Annotated in this window: 16 protein-coding genes and 1 pseudogene; 6 read left to right on the top strand and 11 right to left on the bottom strand. The window is 46.3% G+C overall.

Annotated elements, in window-relative coordinates; translation table 11 throughout:
- Positions 1-71 precede the first annotated feature (71 nt).
- Positions 72-1,364, top strand: coding sequence for a citrate synthase (gltA, locus tag H3S94_RS06740; protein ID WP_077992050.1), 1,293 nt, complete (start codon positions 72-74; stop codon positions 1,362-1,364).
- A 307-nt stretch (positions 1,365-1,671) separates the two neighbouring features.
- Here the strand turns inward: gltA and H3S94_RS06735 are convergent, their stop codons facing one another.
- Both H3S94_RS06735 and H3S94_RS06730 read right to left on the bottom strand, forming a co-directional pair.
- The gene (locus H3S94_RS06735) at positions 1,672-2,439 is read right to left on the bottom strand and encodes a glucose 1-dehydrogenase (RefSeq protein WP_198240620.1); all 768 of its coding nucleotides are present in this window, start codon (positions 2,437-2,439) and stop codon (positions 1,672-1,674) included.
- Positions 2,440-2,516: 77 nt separating this feature from the next.
- Positions 2,517-3,638: an ATP-dependent RecD-like DNA helicase gene (locus tag H3S94_RS06730; protein ID WP_077992046.1), complete on the bottom strand. Its 1,122-nt coding sequence runs from the start codon at positions 3,636-3,638 to the stop codon at positions 2,517-2,519.
- 88 nt (positions 3,639-3,726) lie between these two features.
- Here H3S94_RS06730 and H3S94_RS06725 point away from each other — a divergent pair, with 88 nt between their 5' ends.
- Positions 3,727-4,803, top strand: a complete 1,077-nt coding sequence (locus H3S94_RS06725; RefSeq protein ID WP_198240619.1) for a nitronate monooxygenase family protein — start codon at positions 3,727-3,729, stop codon at positions 4,801-4,803.
- A gap of 58 nt (positions 4,804-4,861) precedes the next feature.
- Here the strand turns inward: H3S94_RS06725 and ilvN are convergent, their stop codons facing one another.
- The 8 genes from ilvN to cbiE all read right to left on the bottom strand — a co-directional run bounded on the left by ilvN (position 4,862) and on the right by cbiE (position 13,339).
- Entirely contained in the window at positions 4,862-5,434 is a 573-nt protein-coding gene (gene ilvN / locus H3S94_RS06720) for an acetolactate synthase small subunit (protein ID WP_077992043.1), read from the bottom strand.
- A gap of 11 nt (positions 5,435-5,445) precedes the next feature.
- Positions 5,446-7,245, bottom strand: a complete 1,800-nt coding sequence (locus H3S94_RS06715) for an acetolactate synthase 3 large subunit (protein WP_198240618.1) — start codon at positions 7,243-7,245, stop codon at positions 5,446-5,448.
- 636 nt (positions 7,246-7,881) lie between these two features.
- Positions 7,882-8,721 (bottom strand): methyltransferase, encoded by an 840-nt coding sequence (locus H3S94_RS06710; protein ID WP_369805739.1) that lies wholly within the window; start codon positions 8,719-8,721, stop codon positions 7,882-7,884.
- A complete protein-coding gene (locus tag H3S94_RS06705) occupies positions 8,681-9,664 on the bottom strand; it encodes a bile acid:sodium symporter family protein (RefSeq protein WP_077992040.1) in 984 nt (327 codons plus the stop codon). Before H3S94_RS06705 ends, H3S94_RS06710 begins: the two co-directional genes overlap by 41 nt.
- A 66-nt stretch (positions 9,665-9,730) precedes the next feature.
- Positions 9,731-10,276 (bottom strand): gamma carbonic anhydrase family protein, encoded by a 546-nt coding sequence (locus H3S94_RS06700; protein ID WP_198240616.1) that lies wholly within the window; start codon positions 10,274-10,276, stop codon positions 9,731-9,733.
- Between the two features lie 28 nt (positions 10,277-10,304).
- Positions 10,305-11,651: a GTPase HflX gene (hflX, locus tag H3S94_RS06695; RefSeq protein ID WP_198240615.1), complete on the bottom strand. Its 1,347-nt coding sequence runs from the start codon at positions 11,649-11,651 to the stop codon at positions 10,305-10,307.
- A 103-nt stretch (positions 11,652-11,754) separates the two neighbouring features.
- The gene (gene hfq, locus H3S94_RS06690) at positions 11,755-11,997 is read right to left on the bottom strand and encodes an RNA chaperone Hfq (protein ID WP_077992035.1); all 243 of its coding nucleotides are present in this window, start codon (positions 11,995-11,997) and stop codon (positions 11,755-11,757) included.
- 127 nt (positions 11,998-12,124) lie between these two features.
- On the bottom strand, positions 12,125-13,339 hold the full coding sequence (cbiE, locus tag H3S94_RS06685; protein ID WP_198240614.1) for a precorrin-6y C5,15-methyltransferase (decarboxylating) subunit CbiE: 1,215 nt from the start codon (positions 13,337-13,339) through the stop codon (positions 12,125-12,127).
- A 71-nt stretch (positions 13,340-13,410) separates the two neighbouring features.
- Here cbiE and cobG point away from each other — a divergent pair, with 71 nt between their 5' ends.
- The 4 genes from cobG (at position 13,411) to cobJ (ending at position 17,600) form a co-directional block, all read left to right on the top strand.
- Entirely contained in the window at positions 13,411-14,805 is a 1,395-nt protein-coding gene (gene cobG / locus H3S94_RS06680) for a precorrin-3B synthase (protein WP_198240613.1), read from the top strand.
- Positions 14,798-15,424, top strand: a complete 627-nt coding sequence (locus H3S94_RS06675) for a precorrin-8X methylmutase (protein ID WP_198240612.1) — start codon at positions 14,798-14,800, stop codon at positions 15,422-15,424. The genes cobG and H3S94_RS06675 overlap by 8 nt, the downstream gene beginning before the upstream one ends.
- Entirely contained in the window at positions 15,421-16,161 is a 741-nt protein-coding gene (locus tag H3S94_RS06670) for a precorrin-2 C(20)-methyltransferase (protein ID WP_198240611.1), read from the top strand. The genes H3S94_RS06675 and H3S94_RS06670 overlap by 4 nt, the downstream gene beginning before the upstream one ends.
- Before the next feature lie 140 nt (positions 16,162-16,301).
- Positions 16,302-17,600, top strand: coding sequence for a precorrin-3B C(17)-methyltransferase (gene cobJ / locus H3S94_RS06665; protein ID WP_369805715.1), 1,299 nt, complete (start codon positions 16,302-16,304; stop codon positions 17,598-17,600).
- A 105-nt stretch (positions 17,601-17,705) separates the two neighbouring features.
- On the opposite strand, the pseudogene H3S94_RS06660 reads toward cobJ, so the two are convergent.
- Positions 17,706-18,164: pseudogene (locus H3S94_RS06660) on the bottom strand (hypothetical protein); the annotation flags it as partial.
- Positions 18,165-18,248 lie beyond the last annotated feature (84 nt).

Raw genomic sequence — 18,248 nt, 5'->3', positions numbered from 1 at the left:
CGCAATTATTACCTGTAGTGTGAACGCGGCACCTCATCTTTTTGGGGTGGAGGGTCTGAAAGGGAAGATACATGATAGACAATAAAGCACATATAACCGTTGACGGTAAAAGCATTGAACTTCCGGTACGCAAAGGCACAATGGGCCCGGACGTTATCGAGATTGCACCGCTTTATAAGCAAACGGGAACGTTTACTTATGACCCCGGTTTCACATCAACGGCTTCTTGCGAATCCAAGATTACCTATATTGACGGAGATGCCGGTGTATTGCTCTACCGCGGCTATTCGATAGATCAGCTTGCCGAGCAAGGTGACTTCATGGAAACTTGTTATTTGCTGCTTTATGGAGAACTCCCCAGCAAAAAACAAAAAGAAGATTTTGACCGGACTGTGCGCGAGCACACCATGGTTCACGAACAGTTCTCGCGATTCTTCCATGGCTTCCGCCGTGATTCACACCCGATGGCTGTGATGGTCGCCTGCCTTGGAGCAATGTCGGCTTTCTATCATGATTCACTTGATATTGCCGACCCGCGTCAAAGGATGATCGCATCCATCCGTCTTATTTCAAAAGTGCCGACACTTGCCGCTATGGCCTACAAATATTCAATCGGCCAACCGTTCGTATATCCAAGTAACAACTTGGGTTATGCTGCAAATTTCCTGAAAATGTGTTTTGCCGTGCCTTGTGAGGAATACAAAGTCAATCCGGTATTGGCGCGGGCAATGGATCGTATTTTCATCCTTCATGCCGACCACGAGCAAAATGCTTCAACATCGACTGTCCGTTTGGCCGGTTCGTCGGGAGCCAACCCGTTTGCTTGTATTGCTGCCGGCGTTGCTTGCTTGTGGGGTCCTGCCCACGGCGGGGCTAACGAAGCATGTTTGAAAATGCTTCAGGAAATCGGATCAGTTGAAAGAATTCCTGAATTTATCGCACGTGCGAAAGATAAAAACGATCCGTTCAGACTTATGGGATTTGGTCACCGCGTCTATAAAAATTATGACCCGCGTGCAAAAATCATGCAAAAGACATGTCATGAAGTATTGACGGAACTCGGCATTAAAGACGATCCTCTTCTCGACATTGCTATGGAACTCGAACATATCGCTCTCCATGACGAATATTTCATCGAGAAAAAGCTTTACCCGAATGTCGATTTTTATTCCGGTATTACTTTGAAAGCCTTGGGCTTCCCGACCGATATGTTCACAGTTCTGTTTGCTTTGGCACGTTGTGTCGGCTGGGTTGCTCAATGGAAAGAAATGATTGAAGATCCGGCACAGAAAATTGGTCGTCCGCGTCAGCTCTATACCGGTGCTGCACGCCGCGAATATGTACCGCTGGACAAACGCAAATAATTTGCTACAGAAATATTAAATTTCCAGAAAAACAAAAATTAAAACCCCGTCACAAATTTTATGGCGGGGTTATTTCTTGTTCAAATATCACTTTCGCGATCGAGATAACATTCACGAACAACGCCTGCCCGCATTGTTATCCTTGGTCAATTCCATAAACCCGCACGACCGAGCCAACCGACATACCGATATTCCGATATAATTTGCCGGTTACAACCGGCGCAAGACGGGTCTTCAGCCGGTTGCTCCATTCGGGCTATAGACCGAGCCTATAGTCGAATTGGGTAATGCGTTTATTTATTACTCTTTATTGAGCGGTGTAACCGCCATCAATAACCAGTTCCGAACCGGTGACAAAACCGGATTCATCGGAAGCAAGATAGAGAATGCCATAAGCAATATCGTCCGGTACACCTAATTTTCCAATCGGGTGTAGAGCTGTTAAGGCTGCTTTTCTTTCCTCAACATCGCCGCTTTCTTTGGCACTTTCTTCAACCATGGGTGTCCAGATATAGCCCGGATGAACCGAATTCACACGAATTCCATAGCCCGATTTTGCGCAATGCAATGCGGCAGACTTGGTGAATAGACGAACCCCGCCCTTACTTGCGTTATAAGCAGCAAGCGTTGGATCTCCAACCAATCCTTCGATAGAAGAGAGGTTGATGATCGAACCGCTCTTCTGGTTTTTCATGACGCGGATCGCTTCTCTTGTACCCAGAAATACGGCATCAAGGTTGATCGATTGCAGAAAGCGCCATTTTTCCAACGTTTCGTCTTCTGCAGAAGCCGAGTGTCCGACACCCGCATTATTGACCAGAATATCCAGTTTCCCGAATAGATTGACGGTTTCATCGACGACTTTTTTCCATTGCTGTTCATTGGCAACGTCGTGTTTCATATATTTTGCAATGCCGCCGGCTTTGTTAATTTCTGCTTCGACTTTCTTGCCTTGGACTTCATCAAGATCGGTCAAAACGACTTTTGCACCTTCTTTAGCCAGAAGACGTGACGTCGCCTCGCCCAAACCTTTTGCGCCACCGGTAACGATCGCTACTTTATCTTTCACCCGCATAATAAATTCTCCTCATGCCTATATTTTCTTGCTATTACATTTTAATAGCAATCACATATCGGTATCAGATGAAATGATTATCTTACAATTGTCAACCGTTCTGCGGCACGTGTAATTGCTGTATAAAGCCAGCGTTCGCGCGTATCGCGAAATGCAAAACTTTCATCAAACAATACAACATTATCCCATTGCGAGCCTTGGGCTTTATGGACGGTCAACGCATAGCCGTAATCGAAATCGTCATAACGGCGCTTCATTTGCCAGGAAATCTCGCTTTCAGGATCGTCAAAAACTGCTTTTAATAATTTTATTTTTGCAACACCGCGATCGTCATCTTCCGGTGTAATAAGCAAACTGATACCGGGTTTGATTGTTTCCTTCGAGGCTGTCATGACTTTCCATAACGAGCCATTCAACAGCCCCTTTGCGGGATCATTGCGCAAGCAAACAAGTTTATCACCTGCTTGCGGGTAATCGGCCGAAAAACCTTTAAGCTCCCGCAACCGTTTATTATAAAGCCGTCTCGTCCGGTTAATGCCAACCAGCACCTGATCGGCTTCAAGAACCAATTGCTGATCCACTTGCTTTCGGGTAATTACCTTGGCACTACCGTAATCACCATAATCAATATTGCGGCCTTCCCGAACATCCATAGCCAGACGGATAATCGGATTATCCCGTGCCTGACGGTGTATTTCCGTCAAAAGAAAATCCGGCTCGTGCTCGGTAAAAAAACCGCCACCTGATATTGGTGGCAATTGACCGGGGTCACCCAATACGAGGATAGGCGTTCCAAAGCTCATCAGATCACGCCCCAATTGTTCATCGACCATCGAACATTCGTCAATGACAACGAGCTTGGCTTGAGCAATGGGACTCTGCCGATTGAGCGAAAACATCGGAGCCATCGAAGTTTTTCCGGTGGTTTCGTCTGCCACTTCTTCTTCACCGCGTGGACGATATATCAAAGAATGGATGGTTCGCGCATTCGTAGCACCCTTCGAGCGCAAAACTTGCGCCGCTTTACCTGTAAAGGCAGCAAATTGAACCGTACCATCAACACTTTCGGCAAAATAGCGGGCGAGCGTTGTTTTGCCTGTTCCCGCATATCCGAACAAACGAAAAAGCTGCGACTGACCATTCTTGAGCCAAGCCGATACTTTTGTAAGCGCTTTATCCTGTTCCGGTGAGAATTGCATGATTTAACCAAACAGGATTCGACGATCAAGGGCAAGTTAATTATAGTCCTGTTACCATAGAATATTCGTGTTTTTACGGGAGGTACACATGCCGCATACCGGTTTTTGCGATCGTTTCAAAATAGATATTCCGCTTATTCAAGCTCCGATGGCCGGCGTTTCAACGCCCGAATTGGCAGCGAAAATCTGTAATAGCGGCGCAATCGGTTCACTCGGTTTGGGGGCATCATCTGCTGAAATCGCATATAAAGCAATCGAAAGCTTGAAAAAAGCGACAACGCAGCCTTTCAATGTCAATTTTTTCTGCCATAAGCCTGCGCTGATCGCAAAACAAGTTGAAGAAAACTGGCTACAACGTTTGAGCCCTCTGTTTCAAAAATTCAACGGCCAACAGCCCGCGAGCCTGCGGGAAATCTATACAAGTTTTTATTCCAATGATGAACTTTTCACACTCGTTATGAAAGAAAAGCCGGCAATTGTGAGTTTTCATTTCGGTCTACCGCAACCGGAAAAAATCAATGCTATGAAAAGTGCCGGAATCTTTTTGCTTGCAACCGCCACCAACCTTGACGAGGCTTTGGCAATCGAACATGCCGGTTTCAATGCGATTATCGCCCAAGGTTACGAGGCCGGTGGCCATCGCGGAATATTTGATGAAAACTCTGTCGATCAATGCCTTTCGCTTGCACCACTTTTAAAGATCATTCGTAAAAATGTTTCTATTCCGGTCATTGCCGCCGGAGGCATCATGGACGGGCGTGACATCGCAGCCTTTATAAAACTCGGTGCCAGTGCTGTACAAATGGGTACGGCCTTCATCGGCTGTCCGCAATCGCAAGCCGATAGCGGCTATAGACAAACTCTCACAAGCAACTCGGCCTATCATACGGTGATGACCCGCGCATTTTCCGGAAGACCGGCGCGTGCACTTGATAATGCTTTTGTTGAATTTACCCGAAACGTTCCGAATAAGGAGGTTCCCCCCTATCCTTTTGCCTATGATGCAGCAAAGCAACTTGCAAAACTTGCGGCAGATAAACAGAACTTTCAATTTGGCGCTTATTGGGCCGGACAAGGAGCCCCGTTTTCACGCCCGATGGATGCAGGCGAACTCGTTGATTGTCTAAAAAAAGAATATTATCAGGCAATACAATCTGCTGAATAAAAATCCGGTTTAATAAAAAGCCACCGGCATTTTACCGGTGGCCTTCTATCGAGCCTCATTACATACCGTCCGGCCCTCTATTCATGGCGGAAACACCTGTCCGGCAAATTTCAACCAGTCCCAATGGCCCCATAATTGCAATGAATTGATCGACTTTCGCAGTGCGTCCGGTAATTTCAAAAATGAAATGTTCAACTGTGGCGTCAATTACTTTGGCATGGAAAGCGTCTGCCAAACGTAAGGCTTCAACCCGATCAGCGCCTTCACCAGCGACTTTGATAAGTGCGAGTTCCCGTTCAATCGGAGCATCCTGACCCTGCTCGCGAGCGCGAAGTGTGAGGTCGACCACTCTGTGAACAGGAACAATGCGTTCCAATTGGTGGCGAATTTGATCGAGCACCTGAGGGGTTGCCCTTGTTACAACGGTAATGCGGGATAACCGCTGCTCATGTTCTGTTTCGGAAACCGTCAAACTTTCAATATTATAACCGCGCCCTGAAAACAATCCGATAACACGGGCAAGCACACCCGGTTCGTTGTCAACCAGAACCGCAAGCATATGGGTTTCCATCGGGTCATTATCCGGCTCGATAAAATAAGCTGAGCCAAAACTTAAATTCTGTGCATTCATCATCCTATTCCTTATACGAGCGAGCGACCTTTTGCATCTATGGCGTTCCGGACTGCTTCATCATTTGCTTCATCGGGAAGCAGCATATCGTTATGAGCACGACCGGAAGGTATCATCGGGAAACAATTTTCCAGTTTAGCAACAATGCAATCAAACAAAACCGGTTTGTCACATTCAAGCATTTCAACGATTTTATCATCGAGTTCCTCAGGTTTGGAACATCTGATGCCGACAGCTCCATAAGCCTCGGCAAGTTTTACAAAATCGGGCATAGCATCTGTATAGGAATTGGAGAGCCTGTTTCCATGAAGCAATTGTTGCCACTGACGAACCATTCCCATGTAATGGTTGTTCAAAATAAACACCTTGACCGGCGTCTTGTGTTGCATAGCCGTTGCCAATTCCTGAATATTCATTTGAATGGATGCATCACCGGCCACACATATAACAAGTGCATCAGGATGGGCAATCTGAACGCCAATCGACGCGGGGAAACCATAGCCCATTGTGCCCAATCCGCCGGATGTCATGAAGTGGCGCGGCTCCTCGAAACCATAATATTGCGCTGTCCACATCTGGTGTTGACCGACTTCGGTCGTGATATAGGCGTTCTTTTCTTTCGTCAGCTCGTATAGCCGCTTTATTGCATATTGCGGCATAATGACATCGGATCTGTGTTTATAGGCAAGCGAGTTGCGTGCTCTCCAATGATTGATCTGATCCCACCAGGCTTTTCTTGTTTCTTTATCAGGAACCGGCTTCAGAGCACGCAAATTCCGTGTCATATTTTCCAGAACATGGGCAACGTCACCAACAATCGGCACTTCGACTTTGACAATCTTGTTGATTGAAGAGGGGTCTATATCAACATGGATTTTACGCGCATTGGGCGCAAAAGCGTCAAGCCGCCCTGTAATACGATCATCAAAGCGCGCACCGATTGCCAACATAACGTCGCACTCATGCATTGTCATATTGGCCTCATAAGTGCCATGCATTCCGAGCATACCCAACCAGTTTTTCCCTGATGCCGGATAGGCTCCAAGCCCCATAAGCGTCGAAGTGATCGGAAAATCTCCGAGCGCAACAAGCTCGCGCAACAGGCGCACGGCGTCGCTTCCGGAAGATATTACCCCGCCGCCCGTATAAATAACCGGTTTTTTGGCTTCCGCAAGCATTCTGACTGCATATTCGATTGCTTTGCTGTTGCCATCCAATTGCGGTCGATAACTTTGACGCGGCATAGATCGGGGTGCGGTATAAACTCCGGAGGCAAATTGAACATCCTTCGGAATATCAATGAGAACAGGACCCGGACGCCCCGTCTGCGCTATATAGAATGCCTCGTGAATAATGCGAGACAGATCATTTACATCCTTGACCAGCCAATTATGTTTTGTACACGGGCGGGTAATTCCGACAGTATCGGCTTCCTGAAAACCGTCTGTACCGATCAAGGTTGTCGGAACCTGACCTGAAAAACATACAAGCGGTATCGAATCCATCAACGCGTCCTGAAGTGCTGTCACCGTATTCGTAGCACCCGGCCCTGACGTGACCAACATAACACCGACTTTACCGGTGCTGCGGGCATAACCTTCCGCTGCATGTCCGGCAGCTTGTTCATGACGAACGAGTATATGCTCGAATGAATTCTGTTGATAAATCTCGTCAAAAATCGGGAGCACCGCTCCCCCCGGATAACCAAAAACACGCTCCACCCCTTGGTCGATAAGTGCCTGCACGACCATTTCCGCACCAGACATTGTTTTTCCATCGAAACTGTCTTTTGGTTTTGGTTCTTCTGTCATTTTTCCTACTCGCCAACTGAATTCATTGAGGTAATAAAAAAGGCCCCCAAGGGAGCCTGTTTCGCGTATGAGTGGCTATAAGCCGAATGGTTACACCATTTGCCCCATACGCGTTCGCACTACTAGAATAATCTGTTTCATGGGTGAAACATTATTATGGAGAAAACAGCTCGTCAATCCAAAAATTTCAATTTTTTAAGCAAAACAGGAAGTTTATGAAGCTGAACTTGAAAGCTCATAAAATTGAGCCGATCAGACAGTTTCAGTGAAAAGTAAAAATTGTTGAAGTTTGACGGCAAGTTGAACCGGAAACACAAGTCTGCTTTCAAGTGTCGTTTTGGCCTTGAAATGACGGAATTGGTTGACGTCGGCAGATTTTAAAAAATTTATCCGGATCTTGAACCGTCTACTCCACACGGGTTTATATTTTTTCAATTCCAATTGATTTCAAATGACTGCTTTGGGCAACATTACCGCCGAGAGACGATCGGAAGTTTCAAGCCCTCTTCGTCTTAACCCTGTACAAGGCCTCGACATTCCCGATAGTGAAGAAATCGGAAATCCGGATTTTTGCCCATTAAACAATAATCATAAAACGAATTTTTATAGCTTGGAAAACCGCTTTTTCAATAAAACTCAGGATTGCTTGCGAGCAATAAACAAATGCCCGTTTACAGGTTCGCCCTGCTCGGCACGCACAATGATGTTATTGATACTCACACAATTCATGCCGTATTTTTTCAGTTCCCTGCTGATATAGGCTTCATCATGCGCAAAGCGTTGATGGGAACCGACTTTATAGTCGAGACCATTAAACTCGTTTTGGGCAAGAGTTTCAGTTGAAAATCCGAAAACGCCGTTTTTGGAGAGTCGGCAAGCAACTTTGTCAAAGAAAATATCAATGTCCCCCATATAAGGAAGGACATCGGTAGCTACAATCAAATCCCATTGACCGGACGAACGGCTCACAAATTCCACTACATCTCCCACAAACAAATGTTGGTAATCACCCTTTTCGTGGGCTATTTCAATCATGTTTTCCGAAAGATCAACACCGGTTTTTTCATTTGCCAGATCATCAAGCGCATCGGCAGAAAGTCCTGTTCCACAACCGAGATCAAGCATTTTCTCATATTTCACGTCGGGAAAGTTTTTTATCAATTGTTCGCGCAATTGCAGCGGAACATCGTAACCCAATTGGTCGACAAGAATATAATCGAACATATCGGCATTCTGATCGAACAGAGTTGCAACATAAGCCTTGGGGGCTGTTTTCGGTGTCTCGCCGCGGTTGATAGAAGCAAGCCTTACTTTTATCCCGCCATGATCTTCCGGATCCGCTTCGAGTGCCTTTTTGTAAGCTTCGGCCGCTTTATCGAAATCACCCTGTTTTTCAAGCGATAATCCCAAATTATAAAAATGTTCCAATCTGGATTTATTCGTCTTGTCCAATTTCTTTTCTTCTTTCCGATAAATGACGGGCAATAATGGTACAAACCATCAACTGTATCTGATGGAACAACATAAGCGGTAACACAATAGCTCCGATTGCTCCGCCCGACCCCGCAAAAATAGCGTTCGCCATAGGTGCGCCACTTGCCAAACTTTTTTTCGACCCACAAAACGTAATTGTAATACAGTCTTTCTCGTTAAAGCCTAAAAGTTTGGAGCCATACCAGGTTATCGCAAGCACGATAGCAAGCAAAACCACGTCGATAACCACCATCACGATAAGGTCATGCCAACTTGTCGTATGCCACAATCCGCTTGTTGTAGCCTCGCTAAATGCAAGATAGACAACCAGAATGATCGACCCTCTATCGACAAGCGAAGTCAAAGATTTGTGCCGGATAATAAAATTGCCTATCCACTTTTGGCAAATTTGCCCAAGTACAAATGGAATAAGCAACTGTACCATAATACTTTCAAAAGCAGTTGCCGATATTGCAGCTTTACCACCGCCCGCAGAAAACAACAAACCGACGAGAAGTGGTGTCAAAAACATGCCGAAGATATTGGATGCCGAAGCAGAAACAATTGCGGCGGGGATGTTGCCACCCGCAATAGATGTAAAAGCGATTGATGATTGCACCGTTGAAGGTAACACACATAAATAGAGGATACCGGCATAGAAAGCCGATTCTTTCAGTCCCGGAACAATTGCCCCTGCAACAATACCCAGAACGGGAAAAAGAACAAAGGTTGCAAGGAAGACCGTCAGATGAAGCCGCCAATGAACAATACCTGCGAGAACTGCGTGCCATGGCAATTTCGCGCCATGCAAGAAGAATAACAAGCCCACAAAAAATTGCGTCAGCAACGAAAACCACTCTGCGGCTTTGCCTGAAACAGGTGCGATGCTGGCAATAATAATGGCCAGAATAAGTGCGCTTAAAAATTTGTCGGGCAAAAACTTCATTGTCGTTATTCTTCTTGAAAAACGAAGGCACAAAATCGGGAAAATAGCGCCATCCCTATCCGGCTTCTATAGTTGTTCAGGCAAAGACAAAGGAACAAGATTATTTTTGAACCTTTGCGCATTGTCATAATAATGGGAGGCGGATGCTTTTATACCCTCGATTTCCTTATCCGTCAGGTTTCTCACAACACGTGCCGGATTGCCGAGAATAAGTGATCGAGGTGGAAACTGTTTTCCTTCGGTAACGAGTGCACCGGCGCCAACAATTGACTCTTCCCAAATAATGGCGCGGTTCATGATGATTGCCCCCATCCCGATCAGACTTCCGTCACCGATGGTGCAACCATGAAGAAGGGCTTTATGGCCGATCGTACAATTCTTGCCGATTGAAACAGGAATTCCCGCGTCCGTATGAATAACCGACAAATCCTGTATATTGGTTCCCTCGCCGATTATTATCACGTCGTTGTCACCCCTTAAAACACTGCCAAACCAGACACTTGAGCGCGGTTTTAAAGTGACTTTTCCAATAACTTCGGCACTTTTCGCAACCCAGGTTGCGCCCGTGTCTTCAATTACAGGATCAATGCCTTCAAGCCGATAGAAAGCCATTTGCGTTCCCCTTCACAGGTAAATATTATTAAACTGAAGGTTTTGTTTTTATCATATTATTCAGCCGATCATTCGCCTGAACAGTTAAATTTGCCGTAACAATAAGCGATCCATCGTCTTCCGGCTTTTTTTCAAGGACTTCACCATTATTGTAAAGCCAATCGAGCAAACCATATTCGGCCGGTTTGAGGACGATCCGGCGTTTGACCATTTCACCCGAAATCTGTTTTTCAATCATGCCGAGAAGTTTGTCAATGCCTGCTCCGGTCAAAGCAGAGACCGTTACAACCGGATTAAGAGAAGCGCGTGCTGAATCCTCAAGTGCTGCCCGCGAAACGTCATCCAGTAAATCGACTTTATTCCAGACTTCTATGATATGGTCAGGATTGTCGATATTGACGCCGAGGCTTGAAAGAATGTTCAACACATCCTGAGCATGGGCGTGGTTATCAACGTCCGACATATCCCTTACATGAAGAATAAGATCGGCTTCAACGACTTCTTCCAACGTTGCTCTGAATGCTGCAACCAGATGGGTCGGCAAGTCGGAGATGAATCCGACCGTATCGGACAACATCACTGTCTGTTCATGTGGCAGAATAATTTTGCGCAATGTCGGATCGAGTGTCGCAAATAACATGTCTTTTGCGAGCACATCGGCCCCCGTCAAACGATTGAACAGTGTCGATTTGCCGGCATTTGTATAACCGACAAGAGCGACAACAGGATAAGGCACTTTTTTTCTTTTCGCACGATGAAGGGCGCGCGTTCTGACAACCGTATCAAGCTCGCGCTTGATGCGTACAATTTTACTCTGCAGGATACGCCTATCCGATTCAATTTGCGTTTCGCCCGGTCCGCCCAGAAAGCCGCTACCACCGCGTTGCCTTTCAAGGTGCGTCCAGCTTCTGACCAATCGGCCTTTCTGGTAATTGAGGTGGGCAAGTTCCACCTGAAGAACGCCTTCTTTGGTTCTTGCCCTGTCACCGAATATCTCAAGAATGAGTGCGGTGCGGTCGATGACTTTGCAACTCCACTCTTTTTCGAGGTTACGTTGCTGGATCGGCGTCAGGGAGGAGTCAATAATGGTTAATTCAACATCTTTTTCCGCAATGATTTTTCCGATTTCGGCGACTTTTCCTTGTCCCAAAAGAGTTGCCGGACGCGGTTTATCAATATTTACAGAAAGTTTTTCAACCACTTGTAACCGGATAGCTTCGGCAAGCCCTACGGCTTCGTCAATGCGCGAACGTGTTGAAGCTTCATAGGTTTTTTGGGCATTTTCCCGTTCATAAATCACGGGAACAATGACAATTGCACGCGTTGCTACAGTTTGTCTCGAAATAAGCTTATGAGCCTTGTCATCATCCGTCATGACGCGTCAACCGATTGACAGGCCGGAAAACGGCAATGCCCCATCTTTTCAAGCCTATACTCTTTTTCAAACAAAACACCTTCCCGACCGGAATAAATGTCGCTTATTCGATGTCTTCTTCGTCATCAAACATTTGCACCGGCTGGCTGGGCATAATCGTGGATATGGCATGTTTATAAACCAGCTGCGAATGTCCGTCACGTCGAAGCAACACACAAAAATTGTCGAATGATGTTACTATGCCTGTAAGCTTGACCCCATTAACCAAAAAGATTGTGAGAGAAATCTTCTGTTTACGCACTGCATTCAAAAATAGATCCTGCAGGTGCTGCGATCGTTCCGTCATTGTTCTTATACCTATATTTCGAACCGCAAAAATTCTGTTCTGTTCATATCGAACAAAAAACCATCGATTGTCAATGTGAAACTACAACCGCTCCCACAGCTTTAAGTAGAACACCGTATCAAGCTGTTCACGGTTTCCGGGCTATCATCATGGTAATAGGAAGAGCGTTGCGCCAGACATGGAAATGACCTAAAGGAGCCGCTTCCGAAAGTGCCAAATGAATAAGTCGCGCATTCAATTTCGGCGCCTCGGCGGCAAGAATTGCAGCGGTTTCAAGGGTGACAGCATTGACCACCATCCGACCGCCCTTTTTCAAACTCTGCCAGCATCGACTGAACAGATCGGGATGGGTAAAACCGCCACCGATAAAAATGGCATCAGGGGGTTCAAGTCCATCAAAACAAAACGGCGCTTCGCCTTTTATCAAATGAAGCCCGATAACACCAAAGTGATCGGCGTTTTTTAAAATAATATCCTGCCGTCTGGCATTTCTTTCGATTGCATAGGCACGGGAACCTTTTGTTCCACGCAGCCATTCGATTGAAATAGAGCCGCTTCCCGCCCCGACATCCCAGAGAACTTCCCCCCACCTTGGCGCAAGATGTGCCATGGTGACCGCACGAATGTCCTGTTTCGTTAATTGCCCGTCATTAAAAAACGCACTATCTGCCAAGCCGGAACAGCACGAATATCCTGCATCGGCATTATCCGCTTTGCAATCAACCGCCACAAGGTTGAGATTTTCGCAGTCTTCGAGACTGAACGTATCGGCGTTTTGCGAACGGATACGCTGTTTCGTTCCCGCGAGATGTTCCATAACCACCATGGTGCTCGCACCAAAACCTTGTTCAGTTAATATTTTCGCAAGTGCTGAAGGACTTTCGCCATTTTCGGAAAGGATGATAAACCGGCTGTGAGGCTGTAAATGTGGTACAATCGAGCGGATGGGACGACCGTTAACCGAAAGGCAAATGACATCCTGTAATGCCCAGCCAAGATGCGCAGCAGCCAAAGAAAATGATGACGGATGAGGCAAAACCAGAACCTCGTCAACGGGTAGATAACGTAAAAGAGTAGCACCTACCCCGAAAAACATGGGGTCTCCGCTAGCCAATACAACAATATTTTTCCCTTTGAGCGAAAGTATCTCGTCTATCCCTTTCAAAAAAGGAGTCGGCCAGACTTTCAACTCCGCTTGCAGATTGTCCGGTAAAAAATCGAGATGTCGCTTGCCACCGAAAATATGCGTAGCGCCAATGATGATTTCTTGTTGGCGGTGAGTGAGACCATCCCAACCATCATCACCGATACCTATAATTTTAAGCCAAGGTTTTTTGTTCATTCACGTTGATCGGTCAGCTATTTGTTCCTATTTAGTTTTATTAGATTCCGCACGGTTGAAGAGCAAGCAAAATGATGAATTCCCCCGCCACCGAGATTGAAAACAAGATTAAAGCCGTTCAAGACAGGAGATATGCCTGTCCGGGATTGTTTCGCATGCCCGCTGCCAATGACGGCGGCATTTGCCGGATAAAGCTTCCACTCGGTTGTGTGACAAGCGACCAATTGAATGGTTTGGCTGATGCTGTAGATGCGTTTTCAACCGGTTTTATCGAGCTTACGACGAGAGCAAATCTTCAAATTCGGGCTGTTGAAAAAAATAATGAACAAAAGCTGATCGACAAACTGCTTAAGCTCGGCCTTGGTCCCTTAACGCCGGAAGGAGATGATATTCGCAATGTCATGGTTGCACCAACTGCCGGCATAGATGTGGATATGTCATGCGACACAACAAAATTGGGAAAAGAACTTCTGGAAATGTTGCAACTTGAAAAAGAGTTTGCGGTTCTGTCTCCCAAATTTTCTTTTCTGATTAATGGCGGAGAAACCACTCGCGTTCTCGACCACATTGCCGATATATGGCTCTCTGCCCTACCCGATGGTAAAACTTATAATTTCGGTTTTGCTTCATCCGCTCTTGATAATCAAAAACAGAATTCCAATGCCGTCGGAAATATCAGCGCTTGTCACGCTTTGGAATTTATCCGCTCTGCACTCGAAGCATTCATTGCCGTGTCCAGAACAAATCCGTCAATCAGCCGGATGAAACATCTCTGTTCCGGTTCCACATTCAAGGCGTTTTTAACCGATCTATCCAATCGCTTCGGCGGTGAAATTTCCAAACCTGTGTTTTCAAGCAACAGAAACAACGCCAAATCAACACTCGCCGGAATTTTCCCCCAAAAGCAGGAAGGACTTTTTTACGTCGGAGCGCGGCCGGAACTTGGCCGCCTGACATCTGGCGCATTGCGCGAAATTGCTGAACTTGGCGAAAAACGGAATATCGCCACGCCGGTGCGCCTTACCCACCATCAGGGAATAATCATATCCGATTGTTCCAAGACGGAAGCCGAATCTGTAAAAAATGAACTTTCGCGAATAGGCCTTGCGACAGATGAAAACAGTCCGGCACTCTATGTTTATTGTTGCGCCGGTGCGCCATTTTGCCGTTCCGCACTGTCAGACGTTCAGCGCGACGGAAAATACCTTGTCGATCATCTCTCATCTTCGCAAAACGCTTCTATACATTTAACCGCGTGCCCGAAATCATGCGTAGCAACGGTCGCTTTTCCCTTTACTTTACTGGCTGTCAAAGATGGCGTTTACAATCTCTATCAGGCAGATTCGGGGCAGAAAACCAAATTCGGAAAACTTTTATTCGAGAATGCGGGCATATCCGATATTGTGCGCTATATAGAACAATCGAAAAACGAAACACAAAATAAAAAGGCGCAGGTGAATGCTTGATTACATCAAAGACGGTCAGGAAATATATAATCGTTCTTTTGCAACGATCCGTTCGGAAGCGGATCTTAGCACTGTACCGGCCGATCTTGAAAAAGTGGTTGTCCGCGTCATCCATGCCTGCGGCATGATTGATATTGTCAAGGATATAGCATTTTCAGACCATGCCGGCATTGTCGGCAGAACAGCACTTGATGGTGGTGCTGCAATATTATGCGATGCTAAAATGGTTGCCGAAGGCGTTACAAGAAAACGCTTGCCGGCGAATAATCGCGTGATCTGCACACTTGACGACGAGACTGTGCCTGCTCACGCGAAAGAAATTCACAATACGCGCTCGGCCGCTGCGGTCGAGCTTTGGAAACCTTATCTGTCAAATGCTGTGGTGGTTATAGGAAACGCACCGACCGCGCTCTTCCATCTTCTTAACTTGATTGAACAAGGCTTTGATAAACCGAAGTTAATTATTGGTTGTCCAGTAGGGTTTGTAGGTGCAAAAGAATCGAAAATAGCTCTGTCGACGAACAAATTTTCTATTCCCTATATTGTTGTCCATGGAAGGCGCGGCGGTAGTGCTATGGCTGCGGCTGCAATCAATGCTTTGGCGAGTGAACGCGAATGAGCGATCAAAAAGCAAAGCTTGTCGGTGTCGGCGTTGGTCCCGGCGATCCTGAACTTATCACTGTCAAAGGTGTGAAGGCCATACAGTCGGCCGATGTCATCATCTATCACGAAACAGATTCGCATAATAGCAACGCACTCAAAATAGCAAGTCGCTGGATTTCTCCCTCGGCAATCCTTCAACCCCTGACTTATCCGGTAACCGTACAATCGGATAGCAGTTCTGACGACTATAAGGAAAAGCTGAACGATTTTTATAAGAAATCAGAACAACTTATTGAAACCTATTTAAAAAATGGAAAATTCGTTGTTGTTTTAGCCGAAGGCGACCCACTTTTTTATAGCTCTTTCATGTATATTTATGACCGGCTTGGGAAAAGCTATAAAACAGAAATCATTGCGGGTATTTCGTCTGTTTTCGGTGCAGCATCGGTTCTTCAGGTACCATTATGCTACCGCAATCAAAGTTTCACCGTCTTGTCGGGTGTTCTCGAAAAACAACAGCTTATTGAGCGCCTCAAAAACGGCGATGCTTTTGCCATTCTGAAAGTCGGTCGCAATGTCGAAAAAATTCGACAAGCGCTCGCAGAAACGGGATTGATCGAACGTGCTCTATACATTGAACGGGCTACGATGGAAAACCAAAAGATCATTCCGCTTAATGAAGTCGCCAGTGAACAGGCGCCATATTTTTCGCTTATCTTGATACCGGGGCAATCGCATCAGAAAAAAGGTTGATATTATTGTTTAACGATTCTTCCCAACATATTGCGATATTTGTTTTTTCTGACTTCTCTTCTCAACACGCAATGGCGATAGGCGAAGATTTCAGGAACGCCACAATTTATCGGACAAGTCGCGTTAAACATAGCGGATTTGTGCTTACAGAAAATATCTCCGATGAAATCAGGCACGCGTTCAAGTCCGGTCGGCCGGTTGTCGCATTCTGCGCCTGCGGAATCGTTATTCGCATTCTCGCCCCGCTATTGAAGGACAAATTCGATGAACCACCGGTTTTGTGTATTGCCGAGGATGGTTCGTCCATTGTACCGCTTTTGGGAGGGAACGCCGGAGCCAACGAACTCGCCGGTGAATTGGCTGATATTCTTCACGGACACGCGGCAATTACCACAAGTGGATATTTGCGTTTCGGGTTAAATCTGCTTTTGCCTCCTGCCGATCTCGAACTTGTCAATAAAGAAGATGCTGCAAGTTTCATTTCATCGCTTTTAAACGGACAAAAAGTCGCGTTGGTCGGGGACCATCAATGGTTTCATACCGGTTCGCTGCCTCTGGTCAATGATGCGCCATTAAAAATCGTCATTGATGACGTGAATAAAGAACAGAATGGCTTCCCGACAAAATTGGTTTACCGGAAACGGGAAGAACATGTCTCTTTACCAGCGCAAGAGCGTGGACTGCTTACAATCATCGGCCTTGGATCGGGAAGCTCCGAAGGCATAACTCTTTCTGCACAGAATGCGTTGAAAGAAGCGACAGACGTGTTCGGCTATGAATATTATTTAAAATTGGCCGCTCCGTTTCTGACAAACCAGATTGTCCACGCAAGCGACAACCGCGAGGAATTGGCACGGGCAAAAGCCGCACTTGATCTTGCAGCAACAGGCAAAAAAATTGCGATGATCTCATCGGGAGACCCCGGAATATTTGCAATGGCTGCTGCCGTTTTTGAAACATTGGATCAACATTATTCACCGCTCTGGAATAATGTCGACGTGAGAGTAGAACCGGGCATTACTGCCGCACAATCCGCTGCAGCACGTTTTGGAGCACCACTTGGACATGATTTTGCGGTGATTTCGCTGTCGGATAATCTCAAGCCATGGAAGATTATAGAAAAACGGATTATTTCTGCAATAGAAGCCGATCTGGTTCTTGCTCTTTATAATCCTGTCTCGCGGGCGCGCCCTACAAAAATAATGGATGTCATCGACATGCTTAAAGCACATTGCGGGGCGGAAAGATTAATCATGATTGGCACCGATATTGGCCGAAGTGGCGAGCAAACGTTGATTACGACGCTCGCCAATGTAAACGTTCAGGATATAACAAGCCGTTCTGTTGTCATTATCGGTTCAAGTCAGACACGAAAATTTACACAATCCGGTAAGACGTGGAGTTATACTCCTCGATCATATCCCATCCCGAAGGAATAAACAGGCTTAATTTTAGTAGAGCGATTGTCCGGAAGAAGCTGTTGCTTGCGACCGCTTTTTATTACCGGACGACACGTTGGTTGCAGAAGTGGCTTTCCGCGTGGTTTTAACGACCGTGTTTTCGGTACGACCAGGTGAAACTGTCTTGGCTGATGCTGCTTGTGCTTCTGCTGCTATCTGGTCAGCACTTTTCGGAGATGTATCTATAACCGATTTCACGACACCTCCTGCACTGACAGTGCAGACCGCGTCACGTAAATCGACTTTCAAGATCACTTGTGTCGATCCATCGCCGGGTTTGCGAGAATCAACCGCTTTGATAACCCGTGTCGGTAAAAAGTATTTATTTGCCGCGCTGTTGATACACGCTTGTGCAAGATCGGGTGCAACGCTCCGTGCCGACGAGGTGAATGACGGAAATTTCGGCGCCGGATTGCTTGCTATAGGGGTAACCAAAGCATTTGTTGAAGCCGTCGATTTTGTCGTCGAGGTTGTAGTACATCCCGATACAGCAATTGCTAAACCGGCAACAATAAGAAATGATTTCGGGAAAACGCTTGACATACGAACACCTCAGCTTGCGAACACTTCAGCTTGACCAATCGACAACGCTCGCAAAGTTATCGAATTATAATGCCCTTTAACGAT

The sequence above is a fragment of the Bartonella sp. B10834G3 genome (assembly GCF_016102505.1).
In the GTDB taxonomy this organism is placed as follows: Bacteria; Pseudomonadota; Alphaproteobacteria; order Rhizobiales; family Rhizobiaceae; genus Bartonella; species Bartonella choladocola.
The sequence above is the reverse complement of the archived record's forward strand: the minus strand, read 5'-3'. Positions and strand labels throughout refer to the sequence as shown.